Annotated in this window: 11 protein-coding genes; all 11 read right to left on the bottom strand. The window is 35.1% G+C overall.

Annotated features, from left to right (window positions below; genetic code table 11):
• Nucleotides 1-727: 727 nt before the first annotated feature.
• The 11 genes from B9A18_RS08485 to B9A18_RS08435 all read right to left on the bottom strand — a co-directional run bounded on the left by B9A18_RS08485 (nt 728) and on the right by B9A18_RS08435 (nt 12,856).
• Entirely contained in the window at nt 728-1,804 is a 1,077-nt protein-coding gene (locus tag B9A18_RS08485) for a glycosyltransferase (RefSeq protein WP_084288852.1), read from the bottom strand.
• Nucleotides 1,801-3,294, bottom strand: coding sequence for a lipopolysaccharide biosynthesis protein (locus B9A18_RS08480; RefSeq protein WP_084288851.1), 1,494 nt, complete (start codon nt 3,292-3,294; stop codon nt 1,801-1,803). The genes B9A18_RS08485 and B9A18_RS08480 overlap by 4 nt, the downstream gene beginning before the upstream one ends.
• Nucleotides 3,278-4,471, bottom strand: a complete 1,194-nt coding sequence (locus B9A18_RS08475; protein WP_084288850.1) for a glycosyltransferase family protein — start codon at nt 4,469-4,471, stop codon at nt 3,278-3,280. Before B9A18_RS08475 ends, B9A18_RS08480 begins: the two co-directional genes overlap by 17 nt.
• Complete coding sequence (locus B9A18_RS08470; protein ID WP_084288849.1) at nt 4,468-5,229, bottom strand: AglZ/HisF2 family acetamidino modification protein; 762 nt, start codon at nt 5,227-5,229, stop codon at nt 4,468-4,470. Before B9A18_RS08470 ends, B9A18_RS08475 begins: the two co-directional genes overlap by 4 nt.
• 3 nt (nt 5,230-5,232) lie before the next feature.
• On the bottom strand, nt 5,233-5,847 hold the full coding sequence (gene hisH, locus B9A18_RS08465) for an imidazole glycerol phosphate synthase subunit HisH (protein ID WP_084288848.1): 615 nt from the start codon (nt 5,845-5,847) through the stop codon (nt 5,233-5,235).
• A gap of 2 nt (nt 5,848-5,849) precedes the next feature.
• Nucleotides 5,850-6,983 (bottom strand): N-acetyl sugar amidotransferase, encoded by a 1,134-nt coding sequence (locus B9A18_RS08460; RefSeq protein ID WP_084288847.1) that lies wholly within the window; start codon nt 6,981-6,983, stop codon nt 5,850-5,852.
• An 11-nt stretch (nt 6,984-6,994) separates the two neighbouring features.
• On the bottom strand, nt 6,995-7,507 hold the full coding sequence (locus tag B9A18_RS08455) for an acyltransferase (protein WP_084288846.1): 513 nt from the start codon (nt 7,505-7,507) through the stop codon (nt 6,995-6,997).
• Entirely contained in the window at nt 7,491-9,383 is a 1,893-nt protein-coding gene (gene asnB, locus B9A18_RS08450) for an asparagine synthase (glutamine-hydrolyzing) (RefSeq protein WP_084288845.1), read from the bottom strand. The genes B9A18_RS08455 and asnB overlap by 17 nt, the downstream gene beginning before the upstream one ends.
• Nucleotides 9,384-10,526, bottom strand: coding sequence for a DegT/DnrJ/EryC1/StrS family aminotransferase (locus B9A18_RS08445; RefSeq protein WP_084288844.1), 1,143 nt, complete (start codon nt 10,524-10,526; stop codon nt 9,384-9,386). It abuts the gene before it with no gap.
• Complete coding sequence (locus B9A18_RS08440; protein ID WP_144009435.1) at nt 10,519-11,352, bottom strand: hypothetical protein; 834 nt, start codon at nt 11,350-11,352, stop codon at nt 10,519-10,521. Before B9A18_RS08440 ends, B9A18_RS08445 begins: the two co-directional genes overlap by 8 nt.
• A gap of 139 nt (nt 11,353-11,491) precedes the next feature.
• Nucleotides 11,492-12,856, bottom strand: coding sequence for an MBOAT family O-acyltransferase (locus B9A18_RS08435; RefSeq protein WP_235005281.1), 1,365 nt, complete (start codon nt 12,854-12,856; stop codon nt 11,492-11,494).
• Nucleotides 12,857-12,881: the final 25 nt, after the last annotated feature.

Genomic DNA, 12,881 nt, shown 5'->3' with positions numbered 1-12,881 from the left:
GTCCATCTGGATTTGACCTTATACATTTGTGTAATTACCATATAAACAACTCCTGATACAATAAGAAAATAAACCAGATAGAAGCGAAAGAATAGTAAAACTGTACCTATTAACAGGAGGTTCAGTATCAGGAATAATCGATTCCCTTTTTCTTTTAACCTTATCATACAGTTTAAAGCCCATACCACAAAGAATAAAACCAATATATCTTTTAGGTTTATAAAACTAGACCAACTTAAAATATCCCAGTGTAATAAAAAAAAGAGGAGAAAAAATATGCAAAACTTCTTATCCAATTTAGCCAACAATAAGGTCTTATAAATTATAATCCCCGTAATAACAGAAAAAAGGATATTTAATATAACTGGAGAATAATAATTTTGTCCAAATATAATGAACGAAATAAAGTTGTAAATATAATAACCAAAGTGAGTTCCTCCTGCTAAAGAAGATATGAATGCAATGTTCTTAAAACTAAAAAGATAAGTCAGTGAGCCATTTGCTTTTTCGAAAATTACAATAGATTGTTCGTAATATGTCTGATCATCTAAAAGAATTATCGGACGATATTGAACCCACAATACAAAATAAATAAAACAAAAGGCATATTTAATAATAGAAACTGAAACAGAGAAAAAAAATCGTTTCGTATAATAGTACAAAATGATTGTTGAAAGGAATGTAAGCACAGAGATACTTATTAATAAGGATATGATCTCATTAAAGTTTAACATTTAGCCACCTTCTCTATAATGTTCATCCATTCCCGGCTGATAATATCTGCGTCATATTTCATTGCTGTATTTAAAGCCTGGTTAGAAATTCCGATCGCATCGTCAGTATTGCATGCTTCATTTATGTAGGTCCTTAACGATTCTGCATCCTCTAAAGGAAACAAAAAGCCGTTCACTCCCTGATTAATGATTTCCGAAGGTCCATATTCACAATCAGAAGAGATTACCATACAACCTCTTGACATGGCCTCTGCTATCGCATTTGGGAATCCCTCGAATCTTGATGGCAAGACGAATATCTTTGCCTCATCATAATAATCAACAACGTTTGTTTTCCGCCCCTCAAGACTTACAAATTCAGATAAACCATGGTTATCAATATATTCCCGATACTGACGGAATAAAGGTCCATCACCCACAATCTTTACGATCCATCCCTCAAGTTTGATTCCGGTTAAGGCCTTCAATAAAATATCATGTCCTTTCTCCTGAGATAATCTTCCTACAGACAAAATCACTTTCTTTTTATTGATGGAGATATTGTTATCTATAAACCCCGAACCAAGAGGATTGGGTAGAACAGCAATTTCAGGAAGTTTAATATTCAATCTGTAAAAACTCTTAGCTACAGCATTTGTCTGAAGTGCAATAAGACTCGCCTTTTTATATAAAAGCTTAAAGCCAAGCATGAGCACTTTTCCATGATTATACTTTTCCGGATTTGACCTTTCTGATATAATCACAGGTATTTTAAGCATCAGACATGCAATAATTGCCATTAAGTTGTTCTTATCAATAAAAGAAATCAGAACATCAGGACGATCTTTTTTAAGATTCGTGTATAAGGACAGCAGGCTGTTGATGAAATTAAGCTTTCTTAAAACTCCCAAAAACCTTAAACCAAATTTAACATGCATTACCTTTTCATCTAATGGATAAAAAGAAGCTTCTTCAGATACAGTATATATCTTTACTTCATTATTACTGTTAACAAAGTTATTTGCAAGAGTTGTAATCACACGTTCAGCGCCACCACTTCTAAGATGAAATATAAAAAAAGCTACTTTCATCCTTTATTTAGGAATTTTGTTCTAATAACTGAAACTATTTGTGACCTTTCAGCCTTTGTTAAAAATAAATTATAGGACAGGATTACAAATGTAAAAAGCGTGATAAAAGCTAGTGTATTACCCAATAAATGTCCAAAATTTAATATTAATAATGAAAATGCGTATGCAAATACCAAAACCATAACTTTTTTGAATAGATTATATTTAAAAGGGTATAACTGTGTACCTACAAAAGTAAATATTAAAAAACTTAAAAGAGAAGAAACCATCAGTGCATTAGCCGCGCCGACAATACCAAAATGTTTAGTCATTATGGTTAGCAAACTAAATAAAATCAATAATGCGATAGGATACAGAATCAAATTCCAATAGGTCTTCATAGACAAATCTATCCCCACGGCACCAATGGACCTAAGCATCTCAGTTAAAAAATAAAAACTTAGTGGTATGACTACGATTAGTCCGGGAAGATACGCGGAAGTAGCCAAAATCTTAATTATGTAGGGTGCAACAATTACCATTCCCATTATCAAGATGGAAATAAAAATAATAATGCAATAGGCAAGTAGATTGAACAGCTTCTCTGCATTCTTCTCTTTATGTAATGCCAGCATGAAAGGTCCCAATGCAGTATTTATGCTCATTATCGGAATTGCTATCAGTGATGCAACCCTGTAACCAATCCCATAAGTAGCAACTTGCGATAAACCGAGGTATTTATTGATCATAAATCTATCCAGAGACGGGACTAATGCGGGAATAAAAGCCACAATTAAGAGTGGCGCCCCATATTTAAGCATTGGAAATAAGACTTCCTTATTGATCTTGAAAGCAAGATTATCCTTAATAAAAAAAAGTGCTATGCCTGCAAAAAACAAAGCAGGGATCACCTGTCCTACAAATACGCCAAGAACCTTATCTTCATATAAATAGATCGCCACAATCATCCCAATGAAATTTGAGCTGATATAACCTACGGATAAGATAACGTATTGCTTTCGTTTAAAAATCCAAATTAAAAGGTTTTGTGCATATCTAATCGGTGCCGAAAAAAGGATAATTAAGATGATCATATTCAGGTAGGATTCCTGAACAGGATGATAACTATCACCTAAATACCATTCCAGTAAAGGCTTCTTAAAAAAAAACAGCAAGCTTGTTACAAATAAACTAACAATGATCTGTACCCAAAACCCATTACTGATGATCTGTTTTCTTTCAGCAACCTCTTCTGTTTTATAATAGAACCTGGCAACGGCGCTGTCCATACCGCAGATAATTACAGTCGCAGCAATTCCCATTATCGGGTTGAGAATATCCATGCTACCATACTGATCCTTAGTTAAAAGTCTGGTTAAAATGGGCGTTAAAAAAAGAGAAAAAAACTTGGTAAACGCACTTAATCCACCGAAGACAAAAGAATCTTTCATCAACAATTTAAACCGACCTGCAGTATTAGATGATCTTAATTTATTAATTTGATCGCTCATTTTTTTGTTTAAGAATATAATTGATAGCCTCCTTAAAAGGTAGAACAATGTTCTCTTTATACCAACTAAGTCCTTTTAGGCCCTCGGAAGCATAGAATGCTTTATTGTTATTAAATATAGAAAGTTGCTCATATACTGTTTCAGGGCTATTTGCAATAAGCGCCGGATGCAAACCTTTATCATAAGCGTTCCTATGCTTATTTTCATCTCTATATTGCATAATGGTCTTTCCGCAAACAAGGCCTTCTACCACCGTTCCATATAAGTTATAATCCCCATGAAGTTCAGCAACTACAATATCTGCAAAACTGATTCCTACCATGATTTCTTTTCTCGATTGCTTGGGAAACCAATAAACTTCTTTGGCAATTCCCAGGTCTGAGATCAGTTCTTTGGACTTATCTACATCCTTTCCATAGTCAAGTGTAATAATTGCGGCTTTGCACTCAGGATTATTTTTTAAAAACAGGGCAAACCCATTAAACAAACGGTCATTCCCTTTTTGTTCATTTAAATCCTCAGGATTAAACCATGAATGGCGCGAATGATGGAAAATGATTAAATCGTACTTTTCCCGCAATGCTTTATACTGTGGGTAAAACTGTAGTTTTTTTAAGTTTTCTTCAGAAATATTTTGATATGTTGGCAGGTGAATCATTGGAACGGAGGTTTTGACTCTTTTACCTTTTAAGCCAATCTTCAATATTTGATGCTCCGTAAGATCAGATTGGATTTCCAACATAGTAAAGCATGTATTTCGAATCCCCTCTTTCTGATGTTTGCTGAAAATTAAATTTCCTATAAAATATTTAGGGTTAAGTGTGAATTTGAAAAATGGAGCGCTATAAATATCAGATCCATAAGGAATAAAGACATCTAGCCTTTTACCTATTTTACTAAACCATGCAGGTAAATATCCACAACCAATAACCAGATCATATTTATCAAATTCTAATCGTAGTGATCTCAAATTACCGTTAAAAATATCGATAGTCTTACAGAAAGGTAAAATATACGTTCGATCCGCAAGCACATTTATAAACATATCCTGCTCGGGTGCAAAATGATCCGGTTCATTTTCGAATCTATATAGAGATGCGTCTAAACCTTCATCCAGTAAATATCTGGCGATTGAACTAAAATTATTATTTAAATTCCCAACTAATGCAATTTTCATGATAAAACATTGCTTAATTTTTCTTTATCAGGAAAATTAACAAGAACTCCAAGGCCTTTCTTTTGATATACAACCATACTTCCTAATGCTACGGCAGAGGCATGTGCTTGTTTCACGACATTTTCGATGTCGGCAATACTACCAGCACCTCCATTCGCAATCACAGGAATGGAAACAGAATTCGTCACCTGTCTAACCAACTCGATATCAAAGCCTTCCCATGTACCATCTTTATCCATAGATGTCAACAAAATTTCTCCTGCGCCAAGTTCTTCTAATTTTTGAACCCAGGAGATCAGATCTTTATCTTCTTTTTTTGTGCCATCCTGACTAAATACCTGGTATTTTCCCCAGATGTTCTTTTTCACATCAACAGATGCAACCACACTCTGGACACCAGAATGTGCTGCAATTTCTCCAATGATATCTGGCCTCTGAAGAATCACGCTATTAATAATTATTTTTTCAAAACCAATAGATAATATTCGTTGTGCCGTTGTTGCGTCCTTCACCCCTCCTCCATAAGCTAAAGGCATAAAGCATTCATCAGCAATTTGGTGAAGTATATCAAAATCTGGATTTCTATTTTCAAGGGTCGCCCTGATATCCAAGAAGCAAAGTTCATCAACCTCAAGCTCATTAAAGATCCGAACTGTATTAATTGGATCACCAATATAGCCCGGTTTTTTAAATTTTACCGTTTTCACTAAACTATCTCCAATTAGTTGGAGGCATGGAATTACTCTTGTTTGTAACATGTATTAAAGTTTAGCAAAGTTTTCGAATAGTTTCATTCCAAACTTATGGCTTTTTTCAGGATGGAATTGAGCTCCAAAAATATTTGAACCATTGGTAATAACCGCGTCAAAATCATGTCCAAAATGTGTCCGCATTAATACATTATCATCCTTATCCGCCCTAACAAAATAAGAATGAACAAAATAAAATCTTGGTTCTTCAGGCATATTTTGTATAATCCGAGATGAATTAACTTCATATACACGGTTCCAGCCCATATGTGGTACTTTCAAATTCTCTTCCCTTTTAAAGGAAAACTTCAAAGTGTCGGCAGGGATCCATCCTAAACCAGCTAACTCTCCTTCCTCACTCTTCCGGGTAAGCAATTGCATACCCAAACAAATACCCAATACTGGGATCTTATCTTCCAAAGCTTTTTGGTTAAGAACAGACCTGAACCCTCCTTCATCGATTCTTTTTATTGCAGCATCAAATGCCCCAACACCAGGTAACAAAATTTTCTCTGCGTTTTTTATTCTTTCCAGATCTCCGGTTATCTCAGTAGTAGCACCTATCTTTTTAAACATATTGGCTACTGAGCCAAGATTCCCCATTCCGTAATCAACTATAGTAATCATAATTATTTAGATGGAAAACAATACTTTAAATAGAAACTCATAGGGACCAGGTTCTTCTTAGCCAGAATAAAGAACAAGGGACGCAGTCTCTCAAACCTTTTTTTATAAGTCGGATACTCTTTCCATGATTTAGTTGGCAAATTCATTATTCTGGTAAACTCTTCTTCGCTAAGTTCAAGACGTTTCTTAAAATAGGCCAATAATTCATTTTCCAGGTGTGGCGGTTCGCTGTAAAGTCTTAATGCCTCCTCTCTTTTCATTTCACCATTTCGAACTAAAGCGGAGAGTGTATTGTTCCTGAAATCAGTATTAAATTTTTCCGGCATATAATAACTGTGAAAAAAAGCAGTCATTCTGTTTTCAAGATGGTGACCTCCATAATAGGTCCATCCATATTCTTTTTCTAAAAATTCCCTTGCTTGTTGCTTATTATAGTCCAGGTACCAGAAAGGCCTTATCTTTTTTATCCTTTTAAACAAAGTCCATTTCATGAATTTCGCGAATGTCATTAAAGGATAGGTCTTTATCTTCCTTTTACCAAACATGTTATGGATGGACTTGATATACTTTCCATCAAAATAATTCCGTCCTACGGGAGTAATACCTTCAGTGACAAAAGAATGTCCTTCTAAAACATACTTTAAATTATATTTAGCTGCTGCTCTATACATCGTTTCAGCCAGAGCCAAATCAGTCGATGCTTCAATCTCAGCTACACTGGCATATAGAAATGACTTAAAAATATCGTCCGCCTCCTTGTTATCGGTAACATGTGTATATAAGTCCACTTTTAATTTACCCAGTACTTTTCTGATATTTTCAGTAGCTATCGCCGAGTTCCAGGTATTATCATAGTGAACAGCGAGCGGTCGTAACCCCCACTTAAGTGCTAAATACACCATATAAGAAGAATCAGTACCACCGCTTACTCCAATTACACAGTCATATTTTTTACCTTTCCCATCCTCTTTAATCCGATCAACGATACTCATCAGCTCTTCTTCGCCTTTCTTCTCGCCTGTGTTATATTGAATTTTCAGATCATCAATTTGTTTACAGTAATTGCAGACTCCCTGATCATCAAAAGTTATACTTGCTACACGTTCATCATAAATACACCTTGTACAAACTTTCATTTTTCCCTACTTTAAATTTGCTTTGCAGGATTACCTGCTATTTTACTTTTTGAACCGAATGATTTATTCACGAAACTATTCGCTCCTATTATTACCCCATCACCTATTTCAACCCCTTTAGTAATTACAACATTTGGGCCAATGTAACAATTATTACCAATTTTCACTGGGCCATATTCATAAGGCTTGTCTCCTCCCGAAATTGCCCAGTTAACAGAATCATGAGAATAGATCTGAACACCCGCTGAGATGGAACAGTTACTGCCAATTTCAACACCACCACTTCCATCAATTACTGTAAATGGTCCAACCCAGGTATTTTCAGCAATTACAACATCTCCTATAATCAAAGAAGAATCATAAACACTGGTTCCTTGTCCAAAACCTAAGAACTTTGCTTTTTCCCATCGATCGGTTAAAAGTTCATTTAAAGGTAATGCCCTATTGTATTTATTCCGTATAAGACTACGTTTAAATCGAAAAAATCTCGTGAATAAAGATTGTATCCTAGTCAAACTTTTCATTGTTCAAAAATATCTTACACCACCATTCAAAATTCATAAAGCTCCAGATTAGTAACCTGTGGTTTATTCTTTTATCCATGTGTTCATGAATAATATGTTCAACATATGCCGGATCAATAAACTCTGATGATACTGTTTTTTTACTTAATAACAAGTCTTTAATGTATTGTGCATTCTCTCCGCGATACCATGACTCATCCGGTGCAGAGAAGCCCTGTTTTTTTCTGTTTATAATTCTTTCAGGTAGAAAATCCATCATTGCCTTTCTCAGAACATTCTTTCCATCATCAAATTCCTGATAAGTTTTACGTTTATCTCCATAGGAATTCTCATCGATTTTTAATCTGTTCTCAAGGTTCCCCAGTTTATGTCTAACAGGAATTTTTTGAGAAAAGTTTACCAGGTCATTATCAAGGAAAGGAAACCTTTCTTCCAGGCCACTTGCCATCGCCAACTTATCCCCTACTAGTAATAGACCTGGCAGGAAGGTCTTTATTTCAAAATACAGACTATTTTCAATATGATGTTCGGGTGTATCGTATTTTAGTTTTTCATTAAATGTGAATACCCTTTCAAACACATCCCGTGGTCCTCTCAAATCAATTTTTGAAAACACATCTTTAGTAAACAATCGTTTTTTATCCTCATCTGCAACCAAACGTTGCCAGAACCCATAATAATTATCGAAGAATTCGGATTGATTCAGGGATTTGAAAACCCGATAGTATCTCCAGGGATAACCTCCATACAATTCATCTCCTCCGGTACCCTGCAGACAGACTTTAACAAATTTTGAAGCTAATCTGCTGATATAATAATTCGGATAGCTCATACCTACCCTTAAGTCTTCCAGATGATAAACTAACCTAGGCAGAGACCAGCTCAGATCACCCGCATTTATAACTTGCTCATAATGCTCTGTTTTAAAATGATTCGCCATGAGCTCAGCATCTCTTCGTTCATCGTAATTCGCTTCGACACCAGTCACTTCTGACATATCAAATCCGGCAGTAAAAGTAGTTAAACGACTTACATGTTTCGAAGCCACAGCAGCAATAGAACCTGAGTCCATTCCACCAGACAAGTAAGAACCAACCGGAACATCTGAAACCATTTGCCTTGCTACAGCATTTGAAAACAACCTTTTTGTTTCTTCTTTAGCCTCATCAAAAGACATGTTATTGTCTGGTTCGGTAAAATTGTAATCCCACCAGGAATAGTGATGAACATGGTTCGAAAGGCTATTGATTTTAACTGTATTTGCAGGGGGTAACATCGTTACCCCTTTAAACAAGGTATTATATGTAAATACGTTTTGAAACGTAAAGTATTGGTTCAAAGCGTCAAGGTCCACACCAATCTTGTAATCTGGGTGGGCAATGATTGCTTTCACCTCTGAAGCAAAAACAAGACTTTTATGATTAAACCAATAATATAGTGGCTTAACCCCAAACCGATCCCGGCTCAGGTATAATGTATTCTCCTTTTTATGCCATGCCGCAACTACGAACATTCCATTTAAACGTTCAAAAAAAGATGGCCCATAAGCGGCCAATCCTTCTGAAATCACTTCCGTATCACTCGTTGAAACAAAAGAATGCCCTTTGGAACGTAATTCCTGTTGAAGTTCTAAATAATTGTAAATACAACCATTAAAACTAATCACCCAATCACCATCATGGGAAGACATAGGCTGCGCCCCTCTTTCTGAAACATCTAAAATTGCTAAACGCCGATGCGCCAAAGCAATATTATTCTCAATAAAAAAACCTTCCCCATCTGGGCCTCTGTGGGCCATGGTATCAGCCATTTTTTTTATTGTTTGCCTCGCAATAGGTGCCCCGTTTAAATTAAATATTCCAGCTACTCCACACATCTATTGAATAGATTTTAATGCTTCAACAATATACTCAAAATCTTCCTTTACCATTTTATTATGCATCGGAATACTCATAGAGTACTGATCTGCTTTAAATGCTTCAGGGAAATCCTCCGGCTTAATTCCATACATCTTTGCATAGACATCCAACATATGCACTGCATGTGTACCTGGTCTTGTAGAAATTCCCTTTTGTTGAAGTAACTCCATGATGTCATTCCTTTTCAGTGGAGAGATACTTTCGTCTATATAAGTTACATAACTTTGCCAACCGTGTTTATATCCTTTAGGAACTTCCGGTGTTTTTAACCAGGCTATATCTTTCAACTCTTCTGCGTAATATTCTGCCCATTTTTGACGCTCATCTATGAAAAGATCAAGCTTCCCAAGTTGCACGACACCAATTGCACCTTGAATATCAGTCATTCTATAATTATAACCAACCATTTCAAAGGCCGAGAGAATATAAGGTTTTGGCCCGTGATGACGTTGCTCTTCAGAGATTGAAGCGCCATGATTCCTTAGCCTGTCTAAACGGACAGCAATTTCATCATTATCTGTTGTTAGCATCCCACCTTCACCAGTTGTTACGCTCTTACGGGGATGAAATGAGAAACACCCAACGTCACCTAATCCTCCTGCTGGTTTCCCATTTAAAGCGCTTCCTGCAGCACATGCACCATCTTCGACAATCATTAGTTGTGGGAATCTCTTCCTAATCTCTTCAGTATCAGCACACAAACCAAACAAATGAACTGGTATAATCGCTTTTGTTTTGGCGGTTATTTTCTCTGCAATTTTATTGATATCTATGTTAAAAGTATTAATATCAATATCAACAAAAACAGGTGTTGCATGACAATATTTCACCGCATTTGCGGTAGACACCCATGTGAAAGCCGGAACAATCACTTCGTCACCTGGTTCAACACCACAAGCTACTAATGCAAGATGCAAAGCAGTGGTGCAGTTGCTTACCGCAAAGGCATGTTTAACTTGGTGCCTTTTAGCAAAATTAGTTTCAAATTCCTTTACTTTGGGTCCTTGAGTTATCCAACCACTTTCAATCGGACCTCTGCAAGCTTCCCATTCTTCAATGCCCATAGAAGGCAGGCCAATAGGTATATTTCTTTTAATCATTTTTTTGAGTTATAAGTTGTATGAAATTATAGGTAAACAAATTTTGTCCCTTTACTGACAAGTGCGTTGCATCTACAAAATTACGATGATCAATTTCAATGCTATTATTATTGTCTAGAACAGGTAGGTTCTTATTTTTTAAAAGATTATAAATATGGCTCATAGTCGTCGCTCTATTTACTTGTAAATCTTTTATTTTGTAAAACTCAGGGGCTCGGAATGTGATCAATTCGATATTATTTATTTTACACAACTCAATAATTTTATTCAGGTATTTCAAATCTTTCTTTTTGATATCGAAATTCTGACTAACCTTATAGTTCGTATTAAATACATCCATATTGAAAACCTTCTCCTCCGGGCTTTTCGTACCGGAAGAGAAATCAAATTTATCAGTTTGATACGCATCAATCTTCCTTAGCCTTCTCAAGAGTTCAAAAGGATTGTAATACTTATTATACTTCATATACCTTGTAAAAGGTACATAAGTCCATAACACGTTATCATTTTTTTGATTGAAATCACGCAATACCTCATTAACAACGGGTTCATTCCAGAACGGCAGATAATTCGGTATACTAAATGAGTTTGTAAATCCTTTATCAGAATCAAATGAATACAAATCTACTTGCAGATATACTGTTTTCAATTTATTACTTTTTATAAATTTATCTAAGATCAAATAATTATCTGCAAATCCAGCACCGCCTACTCCAAGATTTACCCCTTTTCTTTGAGTAATACTATCAACAAGTTTAATATCTAAAGCTCCTTCAGCCCGGCTTGAGCCCAGAATTACATAATCATATTTTTCTCCGTTCTTCATAAAAATCCACTCTCTCTTCGCTGCCTTATTTGCATACTCAACTGTTGTAAATAAATAATCACATAGTCTGCTGTAGAGAAATAAAAATATAAATGAAAACAAAAGAAATAGACTCAGACGGATCAGAAATGATTTCATATTAAAACTGAAAATAAATAAAATCTTGTTTGTTTATAAATGAACCAAACAAGCATATGAGTGTAAAAATGATAATATAACTTGAAAATCTTATCCCTCTACTTTTTATTATCTTAAATGGAATTACATCTGTTCTGAATAACCAGTCGATCAAAATAAAAATCAAAACTAATACTAAAGACTGTTTATAGTCAAGATTAATTCCAGTGTTGTGGTTTACAAAAATCTTATGTATGTATGAAAAAGCATCATTTATAGTCGTTGATTTGAAAAATATCCAGGCAAAACAGGTTAAGGTGAAAGTCGTGAATATCCCTACAATTTCACGAAAGGAGGGAATTAGCTTGCCATCGGCAGCATGATCCATGTTGTTTCGATTTCTACCCATAAGAAATAATGGTATAAAATAAAGCGCATTAAGCAAACCCCATGCTATAAATGTCCAGTTTGCGCCGTGCCATAATCCGCTAATTACAAATATAATTATAGTATTTCGGATCGTAGCTGCTATTCCATTTTTACTTCCACCCAAAGGGATATATAAATAATCTTTAAACCAGGATGATAATGAAATATGCCATCTCCGCCAGAACTCGGCAATATCTCTGGAGAAATAAGGCGTTCTAAAATTAATTAACAGTTCAAATCCAAATAATCTTGCAACACCCATGGCAATATCAGAATAACCAGAAAAGTCACAATAAATTTGAAAAGCGAAGAAAAATGCGCCCAAAATCAACTCGAAGCTTGAGGCACTCCCATATTGATTAAATACATCACTTGCCAGAATCCCACTGTTATCAGCTATAACAACCTTTTTAAAATAACCCCAGAGGATTAATCTAAATCCATTAACAAGATTTTCAACTGTAAATTTTCTGGCCTTAATGAACTGAGGTAAGAGGTTTGAAGCTCTTTCTATCGGTCCGGCAACCAAAAGAGGGAAAAAACAAACAAAACCCGCATAATTAATGAAATTTCTTGTAGGAACAGCTTTGTCTCTGTAAATATCAAAAACATAAGACATTCCATGGAAAGTATAAAAGGAAATACCAACAGGTAAAGCAATACTGATAAAATAAGGACTAAAATTAAATCCGATAGATTGAGATAACTCTGTAAATGACTCTATAAAGAAATTATAATATTTGAAAACGAATAGAATCCCAAGGTTATTCAATATGCACAACCATAAATATATTAATTTCTTTCTGCCTGTATTGCTGTGAATTATTAGACCGAAAAAAAAATCTATTAAAGTTGACACAAGTAATAAGAGGAGAAAGCGCCAATCCCACCAACCATAAAAGATATAGCTGGCAATTAGTATAATTGCATTTTGGATTTTAGTTTTACCATAGAACATCCAATATACAAAGAACACGATGGGC

The sequence above is a fragment of the Pedobacter nyackensis genome, from assembly GCF_900176505.1.
Lineage (GTDB): Bacteria > Bacteroidota > Bacteroidia > Sphingobacteriales > Sphingobacteriaceae > Pedobacter > Pedobacter nyackensis.
Note: the sequence above shows the minus strand (reverse complement) of the source record. Positions and strands in the feature narration are given on the sequence as shown.

Bases quoted from the DNA above. Each gene is read 5' to 3' on its own strand.
- B9A18_RS08485 (WP_084288852.1), bottom strand. From the start codon at position 1,804: ATGAAAGTAGCTTTTTTTATATTTCATCTTAGAAGTGGTGGCGCTGAA.
- B9A18_RS08480 (WP_084288851.1), bottom strand. From the start codon at position 3,294: ATGAGCGATCAAATTAATAAATTAAGATCATCTAATACTGCAGGTCGG.
- B9A18_RS08475 (WP_084288850.1), bottom strand. From the start codon at position 4,471: ATGAAAATTGCATTAGTTGGGAATTTAAATAATAATTTTAGTTCAATC.
- B9A18_RS08470 (WP_084288849.1), bottom strand. From the start codon at position 5,229: ATGTTACAAACAAGAGTAATTCCATGCCTCCAACTAATTGGAGATAGT.
- hisH (WP_084288848.1), bottom strand. From the start codon at position 5,847: ATGATTACTATAGTTGATTACGGAATGGGGAATCTTGGCTCAGTAGCC.
- B9A18_RS08460 (WP_084288847.1), bottom strand. From the start codon at position 6,983: ATGAAAGTTTGTACAAGGTGTATTTATGATGAACGTGTAGCAAGTATA.
- B9A18_RS08455 (WP_084288846.1), bottom strand. From the start codon at position 7,507: ATGAAAAGTTTGACTAGGATACAATCTTTATTCACGAGATTTTTTCGA.
- asnB (WP_084288845.1), bottom strand. From the start codon at position 9,383: ATGTGTGGAGTAGCTGGAATATTTAATTTAAACGGGGCACCTATTGCG.
- B9A18_RS08445 (WP_084288844.1), bottom strand. From the start codon at position 10,526: ATGATTAAAAGAAATATACCTATTGGCCTGCCTTCTATGGGCATTGAA.
- B9A18_RS08440 (WP_144009435.1), bottom strand. From the start codon at position 11,352: ATGAAGAACGGAGAAAAATATGATTATGTAATTCTGGGCTCAAGCCGG.
- B9A18_RS08435 (WP_235005281.1), bottom strand. From the start codon at position 12,856: ATGTTCTATGGTAAAACTAAAATCCAAAATGCAATTATACTAATTGCC.